Below are 22859 nucleotides of genomic sequence, written 5' to 3'. Positions count from 1 at the left end.
TTTTGGTAATAGTTATGAAACCTTAGGATACTTATTAATTTTAGAAAAAGGAGATTAATTAAAAATAACATTGTAAAATAACAGTCTGTAAAAAAGGCCTGCAACCTTTTTGGTTTTTTGGCTCTTACAATAAAATAAAGTATATTAACCATTAATTTTATGATATGAAAAATTTTTTAATTGCCTTACTACTAATAATTAGTTTTATACAAATTTCTTGTAGTTCTGATACTCTAGACAATAATCCAACCTCAAATCCAGTTGATGTTTATGTTGTTGGGCAGAAAAACAGTAACGCCACTTATTGGAAAAATAATCAAGAAGTGTTATTAAACAATGGTTTAGGATGTGAAGCCGATACGTTAATGGTTTCAAATGGAAATGTTCATGTTTTTGGTAAAAAGCAATTGGACAATTGGACAACACAATTTATGTACTGGAAAAATAATGTAGCTACAAACTTGACTGAAACATTTAATACTCCTGAACAATTTTTAAGAACTATAACAGGAATGGACGTAGTTGGAGATGATGTGTATTTTGTTGGATATACAAAAAATCCATTGATTGCTGCTGAAATTTATGATTTAGTCTATTGGAAAAATGGAAATAAAACTGTGATTGACGTTGCAACAAATCCTACGTTTAAATCAAAAATCAAGGTTGTAAACAATAATGTTTATGTTATTGAAAATAAATCTAATTGTTTTAATAATTGCCATGGGGTTTTTGTTAATGGGGTTTTTCAAGCTGTTCCAGTTGGGGTTCTATTAAAAGACATTACAATAAAAGATAATCAAGTATATGTTTATGGGACAAATTATACTACAAGTTCTGTTTATTACAAAAATTTAACTACCGGAACAGAATCCAACATCACATCTATTTCAACTGCTTTTAAGTTGCTTTTCGATAATGATAATTTATATATTTCAAACGGTTCAGATATTTATAAAAATAATAGTGTTATCTATTCATCATCATTTTTTTCGTTTTATAAAGATTTTGTAGTTTTAAATGATAATAAATATATACTAAAAAGTGAGGGAGATTTCGGAACAACTGATATTTTATACATTAATGATGTCAATACTTTGCAAATTTTTATAAGTGAGGGAAAATTCAACACTGTTTCTGTCGTGCAAAACTAATCTATGAGCAACATTAACTGGAACGAAACCTACATTAACATTTCCCCAAAACTCTTGGGGATTTGTCGTAGGTATATTAAAGATATATCCACTGCCGAAGACATTGTGCAAGATTCCTTTATTATTGCCATTCAAAAAGAAAATAACCTAAAAGACCCGAAAGCAATTAACGGTTGGTTAAGCAGAATCGTGATTAATATGGCTATTCATCATTTAAAAGAAACTAAAAAAATAAATTTCTCCACTTCAAATGATTATGATTTGGTTGATAATTCTACACTTATGAACACAATAGAACTAGATAATAAAAGTGCTCTTTTGGCGTCTGATATCGATCGAAACGATATTTTGGAAGCTATTGATCGTTTGCCCGAACATCATAAATCAGTTTTCAATATGTATGTGATGGATAACTTTTCCCATAACGAGATTGCTCAAGCATTGGCCATTTCAGTGGGAACTTCAAAGTCAAATTTGTCTAGAGCCCGTAAAGCCATTCAAAACTATTTATTTGAAAAGCTCAATGACAAAAAGGTTGATAAACGAAAGAATCGACTCGTGGCGTTCTTATTATTTTTTGGTCTCGAAAACAGAATGTTTGCCAATTTCTATCAGTCTAAATTTCAAGATTTTGAAATTATCCCAAAAAAATCCTTTTCATTTACTACTAAAAAGGTAGCTGTTCCTCATCAATTTGTAGGACTGACAAAAGCGGTTGCTCTTCCTAAAATTACTGTTTTTAGTTTTGTAATTATTGGTATTACTGGTTTGGGCTTTTATTTAATAAATCCTGATTCAAATACCAACAAATCGAATGAAAAACAGAGTAACATTACAATTGAAAACAAACAAGACAACAATACCAATTCAACAATTGCAACAAAAATTGATACCCTAAAAAAAGCAGGAAGACCTCAAAAAACGGTTGTTGAAAAAGTAGTTTCAAACAAATTAGTTTCAACAAAAAAAGACGACTATACAATACAAAAACTGGAAGCGCAAAAAAATAAAAAGACTATTGCATTAACGATAAAAGATTCGACACAAGCTGAAAAACCAAAAGTTGTGGTTGTCAAAAAACAAATTATAAAACGCGATACCATTTATGTTGCAAAATAAATTCTTGTATTTTTTTTCTTTGTTTTCGTGTTTCATTTTTTCTCAAGAAAAGAAAGTAGACACCATTTATGTCTATGAAGAGATAATTGTTCATGATACGGTTTTTATTGAAAAACCATTAGACAAATTTAAAATTGATAAAATAATTGTAACCAAAGGGAAAAAGGGGGAAAAGCCACAAGCTATTCTCTTTCAAAATAACAAAAAAACAATTATTCTAATAGACAGCTTAGAAATAGTAAAAACGAAAAAGCCCTTTTTTTCTCGATGGCAATTTGGCACTAAATTTTATGTTGGACTTAACTCAAATGATTTATTAAAGGAATTTAATGTTAATAATCAGCTTGGTCTTGGAGTTGGATTATTTGTCAAAAAAATACTTTTTCACCCTAATTTTTCTGTTGGAACTGGTTTCGAAATTTATGTAACGTTGAACACGGTTAAGTTAGATAATGCAAATTCCGCTTCTTTTCTAAATGGCTTTTATTTCACCGACATTGGAAGTCCAAAGCTATTTGAATCACTTACTGCAAAAGGTTTTCAATTTCAATTACCCTTGCAGTTTTATTGGAAAATTAAAAAATTCACACCTTCTGTTGGTGTTTTTGGCAATTTGACAAACTATGAATCTACTTTTTTAGGTTCTTCTGGAAATCTTCCTTTAACTTTAGATGAAAATCAAACGTTTGATGCCAAAATGTTTTCAGTCGGGTATTTGTTTCAAATTGACTATGCAGTTCATAAAAAATGGTCCGTTGGGCTAAATTTTTCTTATGCTAATGCAAAAAATATTGTTTTTAGAAGAAAAAATGAAACCTTTGCTATTGATAAAAATTTGAGACAAAATTTATTTGGAACTTTTTTATCGTATCATTTTTAAAATTCTTAGAATTTTTTTACTTCCAAAAAGTATTAAAATATATTAACACCAAACAATATTATAAGTTGGTAGAAATTTTAGCTAAAAAACGAACAATTGTAATTTAAAGAAAAATGAAAAAGATATTTTTAATTGTATTAGTATTAATTGCTAATAATCTACTGGCTCAAAAAACTCAAAAATTAGACAGTTTATTTCAAAATTTAAGTTCAAATAGAGAATTTAATGGAAATGTACTAATTGCAGAAAAAGGTAAAGTAATCTATAAAAATAGTTTTGGTTTAGCGAACGAAACTTCTAAAGAAAAATTAAATGAAAATTCAATTTTTGAATTGGCATCTGTTTCCAAACAATTCACTGCTTTTGCAATTGTAATTTTAAAAGAAAAAGGAAAATTAAAATACGAAGATAAAATTGGAGATATTTTGCCTCAATTATCATTCTACAAAAATATTACAGTTCGCAATTTATTAAACCACACCAGCGGTTTACCTGACTATATGAAAATTTTAGATAGTTTATTAATTGACGATACTTGGGATAATAAAACTAAAATTGCAACTAATAAAGATATTTTAGATGTATATGAAAAGCATAAACCAAGTTTATTATTTGAACCTAATGAGAAATGGGAATATAGTAATACAGGTTATGCAATATTAGCATCAATCATTGAAAAAGTAAGTGGGAAATCATACGCTGAATTTTTAAAATCAGAGATTTTCAAACCGCTAAAAATGAACAAGACTTTTGTTTATACAAGAAGATTAAAACCACAAAACATAAAAAATTACGCATTTGGTTATGTTTATTCTGATAGTTTAAAAATAAACCAACTTCCTGACCAAGTAAAAGGATTAGATATATATGTTTACACTTTAGATGGAATTGTTGGTGACGGAACTGTTAACTCAACAATAGAAGATTTATTAAAATGGGATAGAAGTTTATATACTCATCAATTAGTATCCAAAAATGGAATAGATGAAATTTTTAATAACGCAACTCTAAATAATGGAACAAAAACAAAATATGGTTTTGGTTGGTTTTTAGATAACAACGAATCTTTCGGAAAAATCATCAATCATAGTGGAAGTTGGCCAGGTTACATTTCTTATATCGAAAGACATATTGATAATGATAAAACGATAATATTATTGCAGAATAATGACAATCGCAATACAAAAATTCCATCAAAATTAATTAGAAATATTCTTTACAATATAAAACCAGTAACTTTTAGTGATGACTATCTTCAGAAAATTAGCGGAGATTATAAAACAGAACAAGGTAATATCAAGAAAGTATTGTTTGAAAATGGAAAGTTATATATTCCAATGTTTGCCGAAGAAAAATTCGAGTTGGAACCTATCACCAAAACACTATTTACAGTTATTGGGTTTAGTCCTGAGGTACGATATGAGTTTGTTTTTGAAAACGATAAAGTAAAAAAATATATTGTAACTCAACCCGAACAAGGAGTGAAAAAAGAAGCAATTAAAATTGAATAAAAAACTTCTGCCAATAGAATATATACTCGGTATTATTGTAAAGATTTATCTCTTAAATATATAAAACATTTCAACCTATAAAAAATTGAAAAAATTATCTTTAAAAAGAAACTATTGATTTGTTGTAGATTTGTTGTGCCAAATCATTTTTATAAAATATCAATAAAAACAAAGGCTTAACACACATACTTATTCTTAACCGCTTTAGCAAAAGTTTTAGTTATATTTTTTTAATCTTTCAAGTACTTTCTCTAACGAGTTTAGATTATCTGAAAGGCTTATTTTCTCAGTGCCATTTTTGTCTACTAAAATCATTACAGGCAAAGCGTTTGTTGAGTATTTGTCTTTAAAATACACATAGTCTTTCATTATTTTTGAATTATAATTTTGATTTCTAGGAATGTTAATCTCTAAAATTACAAGATTTTGATTGGCGTATTCTATAAATTGTTCATTCTCTATGACATTTTTCTCCATTTTTACACAGGGTTTGCACCATTCAGCGCCAGTCAAAATAATTAGAATATTTTTACCTTTCAATTCTGATTGTTGTTTGGCAATATCCCAGTCGTCATATTTAGTAATTTGAGCAAATGATAAGTTTAAAAAAAAGAGTGTAATTAGTGTTAAAAAATTTACTTTCATATATACATGGGTTTTGTTATTGATAAAAAATTATAACGGATAAATAGGGAGTATATTGTGAAACTTTAAAAAATTATCTCTTACAAAATATATTTAATAAAACTTATTTTATTTTATTTCATCCGTTCGGCCTGTGGCCTCGGGGCTCTTAAAGATAAAAATTCTTACTAAACGTAAACATGAACTTACCACAAAATTGTCACTCGAGCGCAGCGAACTGACGAAGTAATTGCGACAATCCGGCTGTTAGACATAGTTACTTTATCAATTCTAATCTATCTAAAAAAACACTTTTATAATTGCTCATTGGAACTTTTCTGTATTTGAAAACAGCTTTATCTTTTCTTATTAATGAATTTTAACCAGTGAAATCGCCATATTTTCTGCTCAACTCAACGTATTCAATTCCTTTTTTATTTTTTAGGAAAACAATTGTATTGATTTGGTCGTTTGATTCTATTGAAGTAATAATTTTAGATAAGTCTAGTCCATATTTTTTTTCCACATCGCTAATTTTAGTATAAGGAGTTAAAATTAACAGTTCATCCCATTCAAAATTATTCAAATTAGAAAAATTCATTTCTCTTTTCACATCGAAGTCTCTGAGTATTTTACTTTCGATTTCTTTCGAAATATAATTGCAACTTACTAAAAAGAAAACTGAAATTGTTATAAAAATGTTTTTCATGTAAGTAAGATTACTTTGGTAGCATAAGATTCTTGAGCGTAAAATGTAATTATGGCTAACTTGTATATACAGCTACTATAACGCAAATACACCTATTTCGGAAGTGATATTCGCTATATTGTAGCTGTATTAATTCAAATGTAAGGATATTTTTCATAACTCATCAAACGGGCTTTTAATTTGCCGAATGCTCTTAGTACTTACATGAGTGTAAATTTCAATGACGAACCTTGCCATATAAAGAGTACATATTATAAGAAATATTGTAATTATTATTGATTATAAAAAATCCTGATGCAGAGAATTTATGAGGCAATTGAAATAGTACAGTAATGTTTTCCCATTTTAATTGCAATAGTCTTGCAATCATTGTTTCATATGGATACGCCCAATTTTAAAGGGATTACGAGGTGTTGCAATGCAATTGCAATGATTATTTGGTTGTATTGCAATGGTTTTAAATCCAAATTTTGGATTGTTGTGATTGGTAGATGTGTATGTTTTTTTTAAATTTTCTGAACTTTTATATCAAATATATTTAGGATTATTTGACAGTACATATTTTTCTAAAAACATCTTCTAAATCATTATTGTAAATCCCTTCGAGTTTTAATTGGTCGTCAGTTTTACTTTCGGTCATATCCCATATTTTAGCATTGATTCCCAATGAAATTAGAAATGGGATTTTGTTTAAAATTATACTAACGGCATTTTCGCTCATATCGGGGATAATTAGCACATTGTGACCAATTAAAGAACTTACTTTATTTTCTGTTAATCCATTAATTCCTCCATAAGCCACCCAAACATATTTTGGAAATAAAATATAACCTATAATGGCTGTTTTTTCGCTTTCAGTTAATACGACTGTTTTCTTTGTTTTAATTTTATCGTAAATCAAATGTTCTCCAAATAAGCAGTTGAAATAGCCATCTTCATTTTTATAAGGAACTTTAAATTTATTAGTTCGTTTACCGTTTGTATCATAGTAAGCTATTTTAGCTTTTTGGACTTTTAAATTACTATTTATGCTCCAAAATATAATCCCTCCGTCATTATTTGTGCCAAGAGCATAAGTTTCTTTTGCATCTTCTGTTTTAGTATCGCCATAAGTTTTGCGTAAATATTGTAGAAGATTGTTTTCAGGATTTACTTTGAATAACTTCCATATTATTGATTCATCTATGAATTTTTGAGTAGTTATTGTAGGCAGGTTTGCAATGCCATTTTTAGTTGGGATAAAATCTGTCTGAAATTTATTTTCTAATTCATTCCAAACATATTCGTTTCCATTTTCATCAGCATATATGGTAGGGGGCAATGAAGCTTTTCCGCAAGAATGACAATAGCCGTATTCTTGACTCAGATTTTTATAATTAATAAATTTTCCATCGGTATTTTTTCTTCCACAACAAGGAGTGATTAATTTATAATCTCTTTTTGAATTGAATGTAAGTTCTAATTTGGTCTTTTGAAGCATAATCATATTAATTTGGTTGGCAACCTGCAACTTGCAATATTTTAATTAATCATTGTTAAGTATTGATTTTATTAGCTATTCATAGGGTTTGTGTTTTAATCTCAAGTTGCAAGTTGCATTAATATGTTATTCCATTTTCTTGATATTGATGATTTATTCATTCCGGTGATTGCAACAACATCTTTTTGACTAGCATTGTTTTTTATAGCTAATAGGATAATATCTTCAGTAGTTGGTAATTTTTCTTTTTGATTGATATTTTCATCTAAAACAATTTTGAAGTTTATAAAATAAAACTCAAGTATTAATATTGCAATTCCAACGGTTTCAATATTAATTTTACTTTGATATGTGTGTCTTTTGGAATTTAAAATTAAGTGTGTTAAAAGGCTTATTTTATGAATATTAATCATCATTTTTGAGATATACTCTTTACTTAAATCATTTACTTTATTTTGGCGATTTATTAATTCTTGGGAGTAATCAAAAAGCCTTTTATTGGCATTTGAATCTAGTTCTATCTGTAAATTATCCATTTCAAAAGTGTTTTCTATTTCGGTACGATAATTTAGAAGATTGATTAAGGATTTAGAATAATTTTCAGATACTTCATTAGAAATATCATTTATCGATAATTGATTATTCATTGTCAATTTGTTAGTAAAAAGAATTCGGTCTATTAATCCGCTTTCTAAATTTCCGTCTGCAAACAGTTTCGGAACAAATTGACTTTGGATTGAACCTAATAAAGTTGGATATGATTTTTCAATTCTAAAACTTTCTGTTGTTTTGCGTGATATATCAATGTGCTTATTAGTATTTCCTTGCAAAAAGAAAGTTCTCCAAGCTGTGCCTTCCGTACTGCTTTTATTTGCCATTTTTTCGATAATGAAATAGAGCTCATCTATAAAAATTCCAATGGAATATTTGTTTTTATAATGCGTGTAAATTGCCGATTCAATTGTAGCATCTTGCAGAAATAATTGCTTTCTGTCACTTTTTTCAGTTTCTTCTAATTCCATATTGTTTTTTTTGAATTCTTTATATTTTTCATTGTCATATTTTACCAAAGGAAATGTTGCTAAATCCATTGCTGGGGATTTAATGTCTCCACGACTTCCAATTATTGAAAAATATAAATTGGCATAATTTATATAACCCATCGCTTTTATTGAAAAGGCAAGACCACAAGCATTGCTGTAAGCAAACAATATTGAACTTAATAAATATTCTTTTGGAATCCTTTTTAAAGTAAACGCATCGTTAATTAGTGTTTTGATTTCAATTGGCATTTTGGAAATTATTTGTTCCAACTGAATAATTGCAATTTCTTTGTTTGTTTTAAAAGCATTCCCAATTTTATCATCAATATCTTTAAGATTTTTTACATCCATAATTAACGATTGAACAGTTGATTTTTCATTAAATACTCATTGGCTTTAGTTTCAGTATCATCTTTAGATTCTTTTTTGCCCGATTTTAACCATTCAATGATTTGTGATTTCAAGAAGTATAAACGCTTCCCTTTTTTGTGATATGGAATTCTGTTTTGATGAACTAATCCATAAATACTGGGTTTCGCTAAATTGATAAGTTTAGCCGTTTCATCAATGTTCATAAAGACATCCTCTGTTGAAGAATTAGAGGTATTCATTGCCTTTTTAATGTTTTCTGTAATTTGCTCTGCAAGTACTTTTATTCCTTCTTCTGAGAGCATAAAAATTTGTTGATTTTTCATACTTCAAAATTGATTCAGAAAAAGTGTGTTCGTTTTTGTGTTTTCGAGTGTGTTTTTAAAATACTTGCGAAGTATTGATTTTAGAAGTTTTTCATCAAGAATATAAAACGAAAAATTCTCTAAAATCTGTATATGAAATTCAGACTTTAGAGAAAATGATAAATTGGCGTGTGTAAATTATTCGTGAAATTTAGCGTTATTTCGCTTTATTACGGTTTCTTGCAATGGAAGCTTTCAAGAAAGTACTTTTTTCTGATAGATACTTAGTTATATTTTTAAGTTTCAGTTCTCTTGTTTTTGGTATTAGAATATCAATGAAACTATCTTGAGTTTTAATATCCAAACTTATTTTTTCTATTCCACCGCTTAATATTCTATAATAATCGGAGTTTTTGTAATTATCACTTACTAAACACGAATCATCTTTTAAGTTTACTATTGATAGAACTTTGTAAAATTCAGTATTATTTAGTTTTATGTTTACTTTAGATTCTTCTATGATTTTATAGATTAAGTGAAGCAAATATGCTTTCTCTTTTTCATTGAAATTTGGCGTGTTGTTTTCCAAATCATCAATAGTATCATAAGGATGCATTACTGAAAAACTTTCCGAAAATGTTTCAGGAGTTTTTCTTAATGGATAAAATTTATTTAATAAATCAGTATAGTTTTTTGAGTCTCTAAAATCAATGGGATGATAATCTTTTATTTCAAATAAATCGAAATAATCATTCTTATACATCATCTTAAATAATTCAGAATGATTATTGTATAATCTTATCAATTCATTTGTCGCATTGAGTATAGCTAATTCTTTTATAAATGATTCCAGAGTATAAGTATTGCTTTGAATATTTAATGGGAGTTTTAAAAAACCTTTTCTTACCTCATTTTTCAACACCAATTCAATTTTATTTTTCGAATAATTACTTAGGGATTTTTCAAAAACAGATTTAAGTTCGACAAGTTTAGGCTCTTTATCAATTAAGAGTTTTTTCTCAAAATTCTCAAATGATTCTTGAGTAAGATTAGAGGCTCTTTCGAAGGATAAGGTTTCTCTGTTGAATTGGATTAATTTATGTTTTATGGCGATTTCTCCTATTCTGTATGCTTTGTTATAATTTGAATTGTATATTTTAAGATAATCCATCAAGTTCAATGTTTATTCGATTAGCGGCATCAATTTTGTTTTTGTCCATTACTTTGGTATAAATCTGTGTTGTAGAAACGTTTTTATGACCTAATAATTTTGATACGGTGTATATGTCTGTTCCATTTGCAAGTTGTAAGGTTGCGTAGCTATGTCTGAAATTATGAAATGAAATTTTCTTTTTTATCCCCGAATTTGTTATCCATTCTTTTAAAGGTCTGGTTGTTTGAGAATATTGAATACCTCCAAATATTAGCCCTGTATTTGTTTTTTGTGTTTTTAGGATATTGTAAGCAGTATCTGAAATAGGATGGTTTTTAATAGATTTTGTCTTTTCCTCTCTTAATGAAATGTAATACCCTTGATGTTTGTCATTAAATATGTTTTCCCAGTAAAGATTGTTTATATCTACAAAACGCAAACCACTCAAAGCGGAAAATATTGCCATATATTTTACTTTCTCGATTTTTATTTCGGTTTTCCATAACAAGGAAATTTCTTCTTCGGTTAAATACTCTCTATGGGTTTCTTCTTCTTTAATGTATTCAGCATCTTCGGCTAAATTTTTTTCAATCAAATTTTGTTTATATGCAATCTTCAAAACAGAAATAAAATTTTTAAAATAAGATGATGCAGTATTTTTTGTTAGGTTTTTGTCAACTTTTGAATTTCTAGTACTTTTTGCGTTTAAAAGATAGGCTCTATATTTTTTTATATAATCGAGAGTTAAATTAGTGGATAATATTACACCGCCACTAAAATTTTCTAAATGATTTAAAGAAGCTTTCCATGAATTGTGATTGGATTTGCTTCCAGTATTAAAATAGTCGTCAACAACACTTTTGTATAGCGTTATAAAATTAACATTCAAGACCACATTATCTTTAAAACCAAATTCTTTATTTTTGAGTTGAACATTTCTTTTGGATCTAATTATTTCAGCGAGGTCAAAATTTTCTGTATTCTGCTTTTTTTCTTCTATTGTTTTCGGGTTACTAAATAAATATAACTTTAAAAATTCTCTTCGAGTTGCCTTGCCTGTTTTTGGATTAATAATAGGAGGGTAGAAGTCTAGGTAGAGACTTATTTTACCGGTGGATAACACTTTTTTTCGTAAATTAACATTGCTCATAATTATTGGAATATCGTATTTAAATCTTCTTTTTTCACTAGTGTATATCTCCCAAGTTTTCTTTTTGGAATATTGAACCTTTTTATGATATTGTACAGAGCACCATTTGAAATATTAAATTTTTCAATAGCTTCATTAATAGTGTAAGAATTATTGAGATTGATTTCGTTCTCTGTATTGGGGTTAATATTATCAACACTTATCAAATTATTATCAAAATAGCTCTCAATATCTTTTCTCCTAATTAGTGTTTTTCTAACCGAAAAATTGAAAGCATTTAATTCATTCTGTTCAATCAATCTATAAACTGTTTTGGAAGACATATTCAGTAGTGTTGATGCTTCATTAACAGTTAAAAAATCTTTTGAATTTACATCCATAACATAATTAGAAACTTTTGATTTTGTTTCTGTATCGCTCGTTTCAATTTTTTTTAATTTTTGATTTAATTTATAACCTCTGCTGTTGCAAATATGTGAACAATATTTAGTCTTCGTTGTTTTAGCATCAAAGGTGTTTTTACAATAATCACATATTCTTTTTACTATAATATTTGAACTCATATTTTAGTGGTATTAAGAGGATATAAGGCGAAATAAGTAGAATTAAGGGTAAATAAGGGACATAATTTCGCCATTTCATTTCAAAAATAGTAAAAATATGTTTATGAGGTACAAATATGGTACAAAAAATAGAAAAAAATAACAAAGTAACTAAAACTTAAGTTTTTGAATAAAATAAAAAATCCCTTTATTTATAAGGGATTAGTGTGTTTTAGTACTTTTTAATTTGTGATGATTTGTGTGTATTATTTGCCGATACAGAAATTCGCAAAAATATTCCCCAACAATTCATCATTGGTGACTTCACCGGTGATTTCACCCAAGTAGTACAAGGCTTCCCGGATGTCAATCGCGACCAAATCGGAGGACACTCCTGTATCCATGCTCCCTTGCACTTTTTGTAAGGCTTCTAAGGCTTTTAAGAGCGCGTCGTAGTGTCGGGTGTTGGTCACAATGGTTTCGTTGTTGCGTAAAGCGCCCGTGTGTACCAGTGAAAACAAAATGTGTTTCAACTGCGCCACCCCTTCTTGTTGCTTCGCCGAGAGTCCGATTACCGTTACGTCCAGTGATTCGAGTTCCCGCAACAACGCCGCTGTAGTTTCGGGCGTTAGCAAATCGATTTTATTGAACACCACTACGAGTTGCTTTTGGGGGTATTGATTTTTTATTTTTTCTAATTCTTGGCGGTAAGTGGTAACCGCTTGCTGAAACGCCACGCTATCGAGTAGGTACAAAACAACTTGGGCTTGGGTAATTTTTTCAAACGTTTTTTGAATACCCATTTGCTCTACCTTATCGTGGGTTTGTCGAATGCCTGCGGTATCAATAAAACGGAAGCCAACCCCGTCAATGACGAGTTCGTCTTCTATCGTATCTCGGGTTGTTCCGGCGATATCGGAGACGATGGCCCGCTCTTCATTAAGCAGGGCATTCAGTAGCGTCGATTTCCCCACATTGGGTTCGCCCACAATCGCCACAGGAATGCCGTTCTTGAGTACATTCCCCACGGCAAACGAATCGATTAATCGTTTTAAGACCAGGATGATACGGGCTACGAGTTGGTTGAATTGCGTTCGGTCGGCAAACTCCACATCCTCTTCGGCAAAGTCCAATTCCAATTCAATCAACGACGCAAAATTGAGCAACTCTTGACGAAGTTGTTGAATTTCACTACTAAAGCCGCCGCGCATTTGTTGCATGGCGATTTGATGGGCCGCCTCGTTGTCGGAAGCAATCAGGTCGGCTACGGCTTCGGCTTGTGAGAGGTCGATTTTGCCGTGTAAAAAAGCGCGCAAGGTAAACTCGCCGGGTTGTGCCATGCGACATCCGTTGCGCAAAAAGAGTTGGATGATTTGTTGTTGAATAAAGGTCGAACCGTGGCAGTTGATTTCTACCACATCTTCGCCGGTATAGGAGTGCGGATTGCGGAAAAGGGCTATCAAGACTTGATCGATGACTTTGCCGTGGTCGATGAGGGTGCCGAGATGAAGGGTGTGCGACTTTTGAGCGCTTAGTTTTTTTTCTTTGATCGAAACAAACACGGCTTCGGCCTGTGCGATTGCCTCGGGACCTGACAAACGAATAATCGCGACAGCACCAGCTCCTGAGGGTGTAGCTAACGCGACAATAGTATCAACATGCATGAGGTATACGTTTTGGAGCAAAGATACCAATTTCTGAAACGCAATTGGGTGCGATATTGCCGCGGAATGCTTGGATTGGGAATGTCATTGCATTTTGTGATATGGAAGGAAAATATTTTTTAGGGTTCGTATGGCTTCCACGGGGAATTTGTATTTTTACCCGAAATAGCCTTTATGAACGTTATTGCAGTTATTCCAGCACGTTATGCTTCTACGCGATTTCCAGCCAAATTGGTGCAAGATTTGTGTGGGAAACCGGTTATTGTACGCACCTATGAAGCGGCAGTTGCTTCGCAATTGTTTGATGCGGTGTTTGTTGTAACCGATGCGCAGGAAATTGAGGATGTGATTGTAGCCCATGGCGGACGTGTAATTCGGAGTCAACGTCACCATGAAAGTGGGAGTGATCGAATTGCCGAGGCGGTGGCCGATTTGGAAGCCGATATTGTAATCAATGTGCAAGGCGACGAACCCTTTATTGCGCGGGAGCCTTTGGAAGCCCTGTTACAAGCGTTTCGGGAGGATGTAGACCAACGTATTGATTTGGGTTCGTTGATGGTGCCCATTACCGCCGAAGCCGATATACAGAATCCGAATGTAGTCAAGGTGGTAACCGACCGTATGGGGTATGCGTTGTATTTTTCCCGATCGGTCATTCCGTTTCCAAGGGAGCGTAGGGAAGGGTTGCGCTATATGCGTCACATAGGCGTTTATGCGTTTCGCAAACAAGCGTTGTTGGATTTTGCGCAATGGCCGATGCAACCGTTGGAAGCTACCGAAAAATTGGAGCAGTTACGGTATTTAGAATTTGGCAAGCGCATCAAAATGGTCGAAACTACTCATGTTGGCATTGGTATCGATACTCCAGAAGATTTGGAGCAGGCGCGGGTGTTATTTTCACGTCAATAAATTCGACGCCAAATTTTTTGTGGCCAATTTATGTTGAAATAAGACCTTTCTATTTTTTTTATTTATTCACTTTCCTCATTGTCAAAATACCCTTTGCTTTTCACTTTGGTAGAGAAAAAGTTTAGAAAGAGTAAGACAAACGACAAAAAGAACATGGCTTGAATGCTCACTAAGATTTTCCCATAAGTAGTTATGGGATAGTAATCTCCAAATCCAATGGAGTTGGCGCTCACCAAACTAAAATACACGGCATCAAACCAGTGTGGAAAGGGTTTGTTCATGTTATCGCCCAACGTATAGAGCACCCCAAACGAAACTACAATTTCAATATAGTTAAAAAACAAAAGCAGCATCGAGCGTTTATAGGATCGGGGTCTCACAAATAGATCGGAGGCAAAAATGAGTGTCGGAATGTAAAAGACCGTTTCCAAAAGCATGTAAATCATTAGAATTAATAGAATTTGATGGTGTTGCCAACCGTATATCAAGATGGTCCACGGTAACGCCATTTTGGCCAACACATACACATCCATGGCTAAATCCTGGTATTCATGTCCGATTTTACACGCCAGGTATTTGATATACACCCCTGGGAACAACAATTGTGAGGAAGACAGAAAAAGGCGTACTATTTTTTCAATCCCATTGTCGTATTGGTGGTCGTTGTTCCAAATCGCTCTGATATTTAAAATGCGCCGTTGGATTGGGTTGAATTTGGGGCGATCGCGGTAGGTGAATTTGCCTACTAATAGTTTTTTTACAACACTCATCACGCTAATTTTTTAATGGTAAACAATTCGTTGTGTTCTTCGACTTTGGGGTACATACGTACGGAGTAATTTTCGGAAAATTTTTGACGGTATAATGCATTACGCTTGGTGTCTTCAGGGGTCAAGACCATAGTGTTGAATAAAATAAACCCATTCGTATTCAGGAGTCGGTTGACATGTTGAATAAAAAAATCTTCAAAAAGAAAGGGAGGCATTTGGGTGTCTTGAAAAATATCGATAATAATCAAATCATACTGATGTTGAGAGCGTAACACAAATGAAAAGGCGTCTTCGACGATGAGTTCCAAATGCGTAAAGCGATCGATTTGAAAATAGTCTTTGGCGACTTGCAACACAGCAGCATCGAGTTCGACTCCCGTAACGTTACCTCGAAAGCGAATTTCTTCAACTAGTGTAGCGATTACACTTCCGCCCGCGACTCCCAAAACTAGCACCTCTTGAAAGTTACGAATGCGTTCAAAACCGATATATTTCAAGCCTTTACGTAAAATACGTTGCAGACTTCCAAACGAATAATTCGTATGCGCACTATCTAAAACCAATTGCCCGTTGTTCCAAGTCACTTCGAGACTTTTACTTAAGGATGATTTGTTTTTGACAACAGGAATTGGAAAAAAATAGCTTAGGTATTTGGCCAGCATTGGGTTAGGTTTAGTCCGTATTATGTTCTAAATTTACACCAAATTAATGGGATGCGAAAACGACTCTACGAATTTATTTTTTTTCGTTTAATGCGATGGCGTTTGGTGGGTGCTTTTGACCCAGCTATTTCCAAATGCGTTATTGCTGTGATGCCGCATACTTGTAATTTTGATTTTTTTATTGGACTCTTAGTGCGGGGTATTGTCAATCAAAAAATGAATTTTGTGGGCAAAAAAGAGTTGTTTGTCTTTCCCTTTGGATGTTATTTTCGAGCCATTGGCGGTGCGCCCCTTGATCGAAGTGGTGGGAAAAATCTTGTAGATGCCATTGTCGACATTTTCAATGAACGCGATATTTTTCGATTGGGTATAGCCCCAGAGGGGACGCGTAAACGAGTGGATACCTTGCGCACTGGATTTTATTTTATTGCCCACAAAGCCCAAGTTCCTATTATACCCGTAGCTTTTGATTTTGGTAAAAAAGAGGTTCGCATTGGAGCCCCATTTTATCCGTCAGGGGATGTAGATAAAGACCTGCCTACTTTTCTCGCGTTTTACAAAGGAGTTCAAGGACGCTACCCCGAACGACAATTTTCAGGTTTATAAAACCCTACTTGCTCGTTTTTCGTAAATAAGGGAAAAATAACTTCAAACCTTATTATTTATGAAAAACAAATTTCTTTTGTTGGTATTCGTAACGTAGGGGAAACGATTAGAGGAATCATCCCTTTGCCCAATACTTCAGTCGATGCAGCGCTTGAAGCGGTATGACTTGAACCCGGAATTAACAGCGTTTACTTTATAGCGCAAATAGTTTGTTTTTAATTCATTTGACAGTAAAGGAAAGCTCCCGTCGCCTCTGGCACGGGGCTTTTTTTTGGTATCTTTGTGGGAATAATTACCGCTATGGATTATCTCAATTTATTTCAAACCTATAAACAACATGCGTTATTTGGCCGATATATTCCTTTAGCGGCGGTCGAGCAAGTTGCCCAAGAACTTGGACTTGCCTTATGTGTAAAAGGACATTCTGTCCAAAACAGACCGCTTTATCAATGGGAAATTGGTACCGGAGATTTTAAAGTATTGCTCTGGTCCCAAATGCATGGTAACGAAAGTACGACAACCAAGGCCTTATTTGATTTTATTGCCTTTCTAGGCAGTGATGAACCATGGGCGAAAGCGTTGTGTTCCCATTTTCGTTTTTGCATTTTACCGATGGTGAATCCCGATGGGGCAGAAGTCTATACACGGGTTAATGCCAATGGAGTGGATTTGAATCGCGATGCGGTGGCGCTTACCCAACCCGAAAGTCGCTTTCTTCGGGAAATTTTTGAAGTATTTCAACCCGATTTAGCCTACAATCTACACGATCAGCGCACAATTTTTGGGGCAGGCGATAGCGGATGCCCAGCTACGGTTTCCTTTCTAGCACCTGCTTATGATGAGGAACGTTCGGTTAATGAGATTCGAACCCGAGCCATGCAAATTATTGTCGCGATGAATGCCCAATTACAGCATCATATTCCCCATCAAGTGGGGCGTTTTGATGATGCATTTAATTTGAATTGTATTGGCGACTATTTTACCCACCGTGGAGTGCCTACTATTCTTTTTGAAGCCGGGCACTATCCACACGATTATCATCGGGAATTTACGCGAAAAATGATTTTTATCGCATTACTTTCTGGTTTAAAGCATCTTTACGAAAACGATGTAGTTGGCAACGAAAACGAGCTTTATTTACAAATTCCTCAAAATAACATCGTTTTTTATGATTTTATTTATAAAAATATTAAAATTGATTATGATGGTAAGGAAAAAATTACGAATTTTGCTGCACAGTACCGTGAAGAATTGATTGATGGAAAAATTCACTTGAATGCCTACATAAGTGCAGTAGGAGATTTGGAAGGGAAGTTGGGACATTACCTGTTCAATGCGCATAAAATGCCGTATTCCGATGGGCGAGAGAATATTCCGAAAATTGATGAAAAAGCGGACTTCTGTTTAGGAAAATCGATTAATTTTGTTAATGGTGTAAAAATATAACATTGTTTTTTCGTTTTTACTGAATAAAATGTATTAATTTGCAATTGTAAAAATAAACACTATAAACACGCTATTATGAGTAAGTTTCGTTTGGATGAAGTGGATCATCAAATTCTAGACATGTTAATTGATAACACACGCGTTCCCTTTACGGATATCGCCAAGAAGTTATTGATTTCCGCGGGAACGGTTCACGTTCGGGTAAAGAAAATGGAAGATGCTGGTATCATTATGGGATCATCACTTACTTTGGATTATGAAAAATTAGGCTATTCATTTATCGCTTATGTGGGGGTATTTTTGAACAATACTTCGCAAACCAAATTTGTATTGGAGCGCATTAATGAAATTCCCTTTGTTACTGTGGCACACGTCACCACTGGAAAGTTTAATATTTTCTGTAAAATTCGTGCCCGTGACACCAAACATGCCAAAGACGTCATTTTCATGATTGACGATATTGAAGGGGTATACCGAACTGAAACAATGATTTCTTTGGAAGAAAGTATCAACGATAAAAAACGCTTAATGCACACCATCTTTAAAGATATTTAAATTTTAATACCTTATTTGATTTTATGAAAACCTCAAGATTTACTTGGGGTTTTTTTTTGTTTTTTTAACGCTAAAATCTATGTATGCTTCACTGCAATACGAACAATATCACCAACAGGTTAGGTCAAAAAGCCATTTGTATAACAGTGTTACTTTACGTTGCCTTTTGATGCCATTGAAAATACCGTACATTATGATTTTATGAAGAGTTACGGGTGCATCTCAAGCGTTTTGATCGTAAATTTTTGTGCGAGACCAACCTAGGAGCGGGGTTTCCAGCAGTGAATGCGCTACGCGATTTGTTTACAGTAGGTGAAAAGGTGCGTCTTATTTGTCCTGTGTAATTGGATATGCTCCGAATAGCTAAACCGGAAAATGAATAACGAACACGATTGACCGATTGGACCCGCTATGAAAATCATTATCTTTGGCAGAAACCCTATATTATGCAAGTAAATACAGTGGATCGTTCCGAATACGCCGATTTTTATGCGGGCTACCTTGCTCAAGTATCGGCTGAATATCCTTTGGTTGAAGAATTGGAAATTGCCCTTCATCGTTTAATTCATTTTGTTCGGGATATTCCCATGGATAAATTTGATTACCGTTATGCTGAAGGCAAGTGGACCATTAAGGATATTTTGCAACATCTTTTGGATTCAGAACGGGTCTTTGCCTATCGAGCCTTGTGTATTGCACGCCAAGATCAAACGGCTTTCCCCGGCTTTGATGAAGATTTTTATGTCGCCAATGCCCAGGCCAACCGCCGGAGTATCCAAGACTTGTTAACGGAATTTACCGCTTTACGCCAAGCGACCTTGTGTTTGTTTAAATCTTTTACCTCAGAAGCCCTACAAAGTAGGGGAACCGCTTCAGGTCATCCGGTTTCCGTTCGCGCCCTCGGTTTTATGATCATTGGTCATCAAAATCATCATGTTAACGTATTTCAGCAACGCTACCTATAGGGGTTATTTTGAATTGTATTATTTTAAATTATAAATGAAGAATAATAAAAACTCCCGAATTATGATTAATTCGGGAGGTCATTTATTACTCATAATTCTACTTACTCGTCTTCATCATCATAACTCTCTGAAGGTTCGAAATCATCTTCTTCATCATCATCTTCCTCATCATCTGAACCACCTTTGTCTTTTAACAAGTCAACATCTTCTTCCTCTTCCTCACCCGCCATGTCATCATCATCATCCAAATCGACTCCTTTAACTGGAGCAATAGGTTCGATAACAGCATCAAGATCTTCTTCTTCATCTTCAAATTTCTCCATACGTGAAGCTAATTTAGTACTCACCTTTACCAAATAAATAGTGTCTTCTGTGCGGACTTCAACCGCTTCTACCAATTCGTTCTGGGCATTTCGAAAACGAATGATGTCGGAATCATCGTATCCATCGGGGAATTTTTCGACCAAAAGGTTCAAAATATCGCTGGTTAGTTTGGCGTAATCAACAATTACTCGTCTCATAAGTAGGTTTTATAAATCTAACAGGTAAGCAAAGATAAGCGGTGCAACAATAGTAGCATCGGATTCTACAATAAATTTAGGAGTTGTTATATCCAATTTCCCCCAAGTGATTTTTTCATTCGGTACAGCCCCAGAATAGGAGCCGTAACTCGTAGTTGAGTCAGAAATCTGGCAGAAATAACTCCAGAAGGGCACGTCGTGCATTTCCATGTCTTGATACAACATCGGAACTACACAAATGGGGAAGTCACCGGCAATACCTCCTCCAATTTGGAAAAAACCAACACCTTTTCCGGCGCAGTTTTGGGTATACCAATCGGCTAACCACATCATATATTCAACCCCACTTTTCATCGTGGTAGGTTTAAATTCTCCTTTAATACAATACGAGGCAAAGATGTTCCCCATGGTGCTGTCTTCCCATCCAGGCACAACAATGGGTAGATTTTTTTCAGCGGCTGCAACCATCCATGAATTCTTTGGATCAATTTCATAGTATTGCTCCAAATCCCCAGATAATATCATTTGGTACATAAATTCATGCGGGAAATAACGCTCATTGTTTTTGTCGGCTTTATTCCAAATATTAAATAGATGGGACTGTAAGCGGCGAAAAGCTTCTTCTTCAGGGATACAGGTATCAGTTACTCTATTGTAGTGGTTTTCCAACAAATCCCATTCCTCTTGAGGTGACAAATCCCGGTAGTTAGGAACGCGTTTATACGAATTATGTGCTACCAAATTCATGATGTCTTCCTCCAAGTTAGCGCCTGTACATGAAATAATATGCACTTTATCTTGACGAATCATTTCAGCCAATGATTTTCCTAATTCTGCGGTACTCATTGCACCTGCCAAGGTGATCATCATTTTTCCATTTTCCAACAAATGGGCTTCATATCCCTTTGCAGCATCAACTAAAGCTGCCGCATTAAAATGCAAGAAGTTGTTTTCAATAAATTGACTAATAGGGCCTTTACTCATGGTAGCGTTGTTCTAGGTTTGGTAGTTTGCTTGGTGTCAAAGAAAAACTATTTTTTTAAAACTTCAAACGAAAATTTATTTTTTATCATACCCCAGTATTTTCAATACATCATCGGAGGTTTGTTGGGGTGAAAAAACCTCTGTTGCAATGATGCCATTTTCATCCCGATCAATAAGAATGTGTTTGGGTTGCGGAATCAAACAGTGGTGTAATCCGCCAAACCCACCAATCGTTTCTTGGTACGCTCCAGTGTTAAAGAAACCAATATACAAAGGCTTTTCTTTATTGTATTTCGGCAAATACACCGCGTTCATGTGCTGTTCAGAATTGTAATAATCATCGCTATCACATGTCATACCTCCCAGCAATACGCGTTCGTAGGTGTCATTCCATCGGTTGACCGCCAGCATCACAAAACGTTTGTTAATCGCCCAAGGATCGGGAAGTGTCGTGATAAACGAACTGTCAATCATATTCCAGTTTTCCCGATCGTTTTGTTTCTTTTGGTAAAGGACTTGGTAAATTGCTCCACCGCTTTCGCCCACTGTAAACGAACCAAATTCGGTAAATATATGCGGGACTTCCACCTCGGCATCATCACAGGCAATTTTGATTTGATTCAAAATCTCGTCCACCATATATTGGTAGTCGTATTCAAAAGCAAGCGAATTTTTAATCGGAAACCCACCACCAATATTTAAGCTGTCGAGTGTGGGACATTCCTTCTTGAGGGCAATGTATACTTTCATACACTTGAGCAATTCATTCCAATAATAGGCCGTATCGCGAATTCCCGTATTGATAAAGAAGTGTAGCATTTTCAACTCCACTTTCTTATTTTCTTGAATTTGCTTACGGTAAAATGGAACAATATCCTTGTACCCAATGCCCAAACGAGAAGTATAGAACTCAAATTTTGGTTCTTCTTCGGCAGCAATGCGAATTCCTATTTTGAATTTTCCCTTGATTTGCTCTTGCAACAAATCCAATTCCTCATAATTGTCAATGACAGGAATCGTTTTATTGTGGCCGTTGTTGATCAAACGAGCGATGTTTTCTACATAAGCATCGCGTTTGAAACCGTTGCAAACCACATAAGTGTTCTTGTTGATTTTGCCATTTTCCAAAAGCTTTTCAACAATATTAATGTCAATTGCTGAAGACGTTTCAATATGAATGTTGTTTTTAAACGCTTCATTCATGATGAACTCGAAGTGCGAACTTTTGGTGCAATAACAATAATAGTATTTTCCTTCGTACCCAATTTTTTCCATGCCTTTACGAAACCAACCTTTGGCTTTGTTGATGTTGCTGGAAATTTGCGGTAGGTAAGTGAATTTTAGCGGAGTACCATACTCCTCTACCAATTTCATCAAGTCAATATTGTGAAAAAGAAGGGTGTCTTTGTTAAGCGTGAACTCTTCTTGAGGAAAATAAAAGGTTTGATTTATTAAGTCGAAATATTTAGTATTCATTTTACCGTTTGAAAAAGATTAAATTAAAAACAAATGCAAATGCTTAGTAAACGTTTTTAATTTTTCAAACGCGTAAATTTTCATAGACAATCGATAAGTCCATGGTGTAATCTGAAAGTTGGATGTGAAAAAAACAGTCGAATTTAGGAATAAAAAAAGAAGCAATAGCACCTTGAGGTATCGATTTACAAAGGTCGATACGGTGCGAATCTACAGCGGCTTTAACATTTTTATTCATCCCCGCAAATGTAAAAAATAATAAAAT

At 33.6% G+C, this 22859-nt stretch carries 24 protein-coding genes; 9 read left to right on the top strand and 15 right to left on the bottom strand.

All coding sequences use genetic code 11. From position 1 onward, the window contains the following. The first annotated feature begins 164 nt into the window (after positions 1-164). The 4 genes from Q0037_RS11280 (at position 165) to Q0037_RS11265 (ending at position 4661) form a co-directional block, all read left to right on the top strand. On the top strand, positions 165-1151 hold the full coding sequence (locus tag Q0037_RS11280) for a hypothetical protein (RefSeq protein WP_297518429.1): 987 nt from the start codon (positions 165-167) through the stop codon (positions 1149-1151). 3 nt (positions 1152-1154) lie between these two features. After that, a complete protein-coding gene (locus Q0037_RS11275; protein WP_297518426.1) occupies positions 1155-2270 on the top strand; it encodes a sigma-70 family RNA polymerase sigma factor in 1116 nt (371 codons plus the stop codon). Then, entirely contained in the window at positions 2257-3150 is an 894-nt protein-coding gene (locus tag Q0037_RS11270) for a hypothetical protein (protein WP_297518424.1), read from the top strand. Before Q0037_RS11275 ends, Q0037_RS11270 begins: the two co-directional genes overlap by 14 nt. Positions 3151-3263: 113 nt before the next feature. Beyond that, the gene (locus Q0037_RS11265; RefSeq protein ID WP_297518422.1) at positions 3264-4661 is read left to right on the top strand and encodes a serine hydrolase; all 1398 of its coding nucleotides are present in this window, start codon (positions 3264-3266) and stop codon (positions 4659-4661) included. A 216-nt stretch (positions 4662-4877) separates the two neighbouring features. On the opposite strand, the gene Q0037_RS11260 is transcribed toward Q0037_RS11265, so the two are convergent. The 9 genes from Q0037_RS11260 to mnmE form a co-directional block, all read right to left on the bottom strand. After that, positions 4878-5306: a thioredoxin family protein gene (locus Q0037_RS11260; protein WP_297518420.1), complete on the bottom strand. Its 429-nt coding sequence runs from the start codon at positions 5304-5306 to the stop codon at positions 4878-4880. Between the two features lie 358 nt (positions 5307-5664). Next, positions 5665-5994, bottom strand: coding sequence for a hypothetical protein (locus Q0037_RS11255; RefSeq protein WP_297518418.1), 330 nt, complete (start codon positions 5992-5994; stop codon positions 5665-5667). A 544-nt stretch (positions 5995-6538) separates the two neighbouring features. Beyond that, positions 6539-7504, bottom strand: a complete 966-nt coding sequence (locus Q0037_RS11250; protein ID WP_297518416.1) for a DUF6371 domain-containing protein — start codon at positions 7502-7504, stop codon at positions 6539-6541. A 71-nt stretch (positions 7505-7575) separates the two neighbouring features. Continuing rightward, positions 7576-8868, bottom strand: coding sequence for a DUF3987 domain-containing protein (locus Q0037_RS11245; RefSeq protein WP_297518414.1), 1293 nt, complete (start codon positions 8866-8868; stop codon positions 7576-7578). Positions 8869-8870: 2 nt separating this feature from the next. Next, entirely contained in the window at positions 8871-9212 is a 342-nt protein-coding gene (locus Q0037_RS11240) for a helix-turn-helix domain-containing protein (RefSeq protein WP_297518412.1), read from the bottom strand. Positions 9213-9408: 196 nt separating this feature from the next. Continuing rightward, complete coding sequence (locus Q0037_RS11235; protein ID WP_297518410.1) at positions 9409-10362, bottom strand: hypothetical protein; 954 nt, start codon at positions 10360-10362, stop codon at positions 9409-9411. Beyond that, the gene (locus tag Q0037_RS11230) at positions 10349-11494 is read right to left on the bottom strand and encodes a site-specific integrase (protein ID WP_297518408.1); all 1146 of its coding nucleotides are present in this window, start codon (positions 11492-11494) and stop codon (positions 10349-10351) included. Before Q0037_RS11230 ends, Q0037_RS11235 begins: the two co-directional genes overlap by 14 nt. Positions 11495-11496: 2 nt before the next feature. Next, on the bottom strand, positions 11497-12057 hold the full coding sequence (locus Q0037_RS11225; protein WP_297518406.1) for a helix-turn-helix domain-containing protein: 561 nt from the start codon (positions 12055-12057) through the stop codon (positions 11497-11499). Between the two features lie 245 nt (positions 12058-12302). Continuing rightward, positions 12303-13700 (bottom strand): tRNA uridine-5-carboxymethylaminomethyl(34) synthesis GTPase MnmE, encoded by a 1398-nt coding sequence (mnmE, locus tag Q0037_RS11220; protein WP_297518404.1) that lies wholly within the window; start codon positions 13698-13700, stop codon positions 12303-12305. Positions 13701-13874: 174 nt separating this feature from the next. Between mnmE and kdsB the strand changes: the two genes are divergently transcribed. Beyond that, positions 13875-14609: a 3-deoxy-manno-octulosonate cytidylyltransferase gene (gene kdsB, locus Q0037_RS11215; protein ID WP_297518403.1), complete on the top strand. Its 735-nt coding sequence runs from the start codon at positions 13875-13877 to the stop codon at positions 14607-14609. Between the two features lie 62 nt (positions 14610-14671). Here the strand turns inward: kdsB and Q0037_RS11210 are convergent, their stop codons facing one another. Together Q0037_RS11210 and Q0037_RS11205 are read right to left on the bottom strand one after the other, a co-directional pair. After that, a complete protein-coding gene (locus Q0037_RS11210; RefSeq protein ID WP_297518401.1) occupies positions 14672-15379 on the bottom strand; it encodes a potassium channel family protein in 708 nt (235 codons plus the stop codon). Continuing rightward, positions 15379-16041: a spermidine synthase gene (locus Q0037_RS11205; RefSeq protein WP_297518399.1), complete on the bottom strand. Its 663-nt coding sequence runs from the start codon at positions 16039-16041 to the stop codon at positions 15379-15381. The genes Q0037_RS11210 and Q0037_RS11205 overlap by 1 nt, the downstream gene beginning before the upstream one ends. A gap of 51 nt (positions 16042-16092) precedes the next feature. Here Q0037_RS11205 and Q0037_RS11200 point away from each other — a divergent pair, with 51 nt between their 5' ends. From Q0037_RS11200 to Q0037_RS11185, 4 genes are all read left to right on the top strand, one after another. Next, the gene (locus tag Q0037_RS11200) at positions 16093-16647 is read left to right on the top strand and encodes a 1-acyl-sn-glycerol-3-phosphate acyltransferase (protein WP_297518397.1); all 555 of its coding nucleotides are present in this window, start codon (positions 16093-16095) and stop codon (positions 16645-16647) included. A gap of 300 nt (positions 16648-16947) precedes the next feature. Beyond that, a complete protein-coding gene (locus tag Q0037_RS11195; protein WP_297518395.1) occupies positions 16948-18093 on the top strand; it encodes a M14 metallopeptidase family protein in 1146 nt (381 codons plus the stop codon). Positions 18094-18168: 75 nt separating this feature from the next. Continuing rightward, positions 18169-18648 (top strand): winged helix-turn-helix transcriptional regulator, encoded by a 480-nt coding sequence (locus tag Q0037_RS11190; protein ID WP_073362417.1) that lies wholly within the window; start codon positions 18169-18171, stop codon positions 18646-18648. 446 nt (positions 18649-19094) lie between these two features. Continuing rightward, positions 19095-19613, top strand: coding sequence for a DinB family protein (locus Q0037_RS11185; RefSeq protein WP_297518393.1), 519 nt, complete (start codon positions 19095-19097; stop codon positions 19611-19613). Between the two features lie 101 nt (positions 19614-19714). Here Q0037_RS11185 and Q0037_RS11180 read toward each other — a convergent pair whose 3' ends face one another. The 4 genes from Q0037_RS11180 to Q0037_RS11165 all read right to left on the bottom strand — a co-directional run bounded on the left by Q0037_RS11180 (position 19715) and on the right by Q0037_RS11165 (position 22832). Then, the gene (locus Q0037_RS11180; RefSeq protein WP_297518392.1) at positions 19715-20134 is read right to left on the bottom strand and encodes a DNA primase; all 420 of its coding nucleotides are present in this window, start codon (positions 20132-20134) and stop codon (positions 19715-19717) included. A 9-nt stretch (positions 20135-20143) separates the two neighbouring features. Then, complete coding sequence (locus Q0037_RS11175) at positions 20144-21118, bottom strand: deoxyhypusine synthase family protein (RefSeq protein WP_297518390.1); 975 nt, start codon at positions 21116-21118, stop codon at positions 20144-20146. 75 nt (positions 21119-21193) lie between these two features. Beyond that, the gene (locus Q0037_RS11170) at positions 21194-22594 is read right to left on the bottom strand and encodes an arginine decarboxylase (protein ID WP_297518388.1); all 1401 of its coding nucleotides are present in this window, start codon (positions 22592-22594) and stop codon (positions 21194-21196) included. A gap of 64 nt (positions 22595-22658) precedes the next feature. Beyond that, positions 22659-22832, bottom strand: coding sequence for a hypothetical protein (locus Q0037_RS11165; protein ID WP_297518386.1), 174 nt, complete (start codon positions 22830-22832; stop codon positions 22659-22661). Positions 22833-22859: the final 27 nt, after the last annotated feature.

It is taken from the genome of Flavobacterium sp., assembly GCF_027482425.1.
Lineage (GTDB): Bacteria > Bacteroidota > Bacteroidia > Flavobacteriales > Flavobacteriaceae > Flavobacterium.
This window is presented reverse-complemented; position numbering and strand designations above follow the sequence as displayed.

Excerpts from the sequence above, each read along its gene's own strand:
- Q0037_RS11260 (WP_297518420.1), bottom strand. The coding sequence starts at position 5,306 with ATGAAAGTAAATTTTTTAACACTAATTACACTCTTTTTTTTAAACTTA.
- Q0037_RS11180 (WP_297518392.1), bottom strand. The coding sequence starts at position 20,134 with ATGAGACGAGTAATTGTTGATTACGCCAAACTAACCAGCGATATTTTG.
- Q0037_RS11195 (WP_297518395.1), top strand. The coding sequence starts at position 16,948 with ATGGATTATCTCAATTTATTTCAAACCTATAAACAACATGCGTTATTT.
- Q0037_RS11200 (WP_297518397.1), top strand. The coding sequence starts at position 16,093 with ATGCGAAAACGACTCTACGAATTTATTTTTTTTCGTTTAATGCGATGG.
- Q0037_RS11165 (WP_297518386.1), bottom strand. The coding sequence starts at position 22,832 with ATGAATAAAAATGTTAAAGCCGCTGTAGATTCGCACCGTATCGACCTT.
- Q0037_RS11190 (WP_073362417.1), top strand. The coding sequence starts at position 18,169 with ATGAGTAAGTTTCGTTTGGATGAAGTGGATCATCAAATTCTAGACATG.
- Q0037_RS11185 (WP_297518393.1), top strand. The coding sequence starts at position 19,095 with ATGCAAGTAAATACAGTGGATCGTTCCGAATACGCCGATTTTTATGCG.
- Q0037_RS11240 (WP_297518412.1), bottom strand. The coding sequence starts at position 9,212 with ATGAAAAATCAACAAATTTTTATGCTCTCAGAAGAAGGAATAAAAGTA.
- Q0037_RS11245 (WP_297518414.1), bottom strand. The coding sequence starts at position 8,868 with ATGGATGTAAAAAATCTTAAAGATATTGATGATAAAATTGGGAATGCT.
- Q0037_RS11205 (WP_297518399.1), bottom strand. The coding sequence starts at position 16,041 with ATGCTGGCCAAATACCTAAGCTATTTTTTTCCAATTCCTGTTGTCAAA.
- Q0037_RS11170 (WP_297518388.1), bottom strand. The coding sequence starts at position 22,594 with ATGAATACTAAATATTTCGACTTAATAAATCAAACCTTTTATTTTCCT.
- Q0037_RS11255 (WP_297518418.1), bottom strand. The coding sequence starts at position 5,994 with ATGAAAAACATTTTTATAACAATTTCAGTTTTCTTTTTAGTAAGTTGC.
- Q0037_RS11210 (WP_297518401.1), bottom strand. The coding sequence starts at position 15,379 with ATGAGTGTTGTAAAAAAACTATTAGTAGGCAAATTCACCTACCGCGAT.
- Q0037_RS11280 (WP_297518429.1), top strand. The coding sequence starts at position 165 with ATGAAAAATTTTTTAATTGCCTTACTACTAATAATTAGTTTTATACAA.
- kdsB (WP_297518403.1), top strand. The coding sequence starts at position 13,875 with ATGAACGTTATTGCAGTTATTCCAGCACGTTATGCTTCTACGCGATTT.
- Q0037_RS11270 (WP_297518424.1), top strand. The coding sequence starts at position 2,257 with ATGTTGCAAAATAAATTCTTGTATTTTTTTTCTTTGTTTTCGTGTTTC.
- mnmE (WP_297518404.1), bottom strand. The coding sequence starts at position 13,700 with ATGCATGTTGATACTATTGTCGCGTTAGCTACACCCTCAGGAGCTGGT.
- Q0037_RS11225 (WP_297518406.1), bottom strand. The coding sequence starts at position 12,057 with ATGAGTTCAAATATTATAGTAAAAAGAATATGTGATTATTGTAAAAAC.
- Q0037_RS11175 (WP_297518390.1), bottom strand. The coding sequence starts at position 21,118 with ATGAGTAAAGGCCCTATTAGTCAATTTATTGAAAACAACTTCTTGCAT.
- Q0037_RS11275 (WP_297518426.1), top strand. The coding sequence starts at position 1,155 with ATGAGCAACATTAACTGGAACGAAACCTACATTAACATTTCCCCAAAA.
- Q0037_RS11230 (WP_297518408.1), bottom strand. The coding sequence starts at position 11,494 with ATGAGCAATGTTAATTTACGAAAAAAAGTGTTATCCACCGGTAAAATA.
- Q0037_RS11235 (WP_297518410.1), bottom strand. The coding sequence starts at position 10,362 with ATGGATTATCTTAAAATATACAATTCAAATTATAACAAAGCATACAGA.
- Q0037_RS11265 (WP_297518422.1), top strand. The coding sequence starts at position 3,264 with ATGAAAAAGATATTTTTAATTGTATTAGTATTAATTGCTAATAATCTA.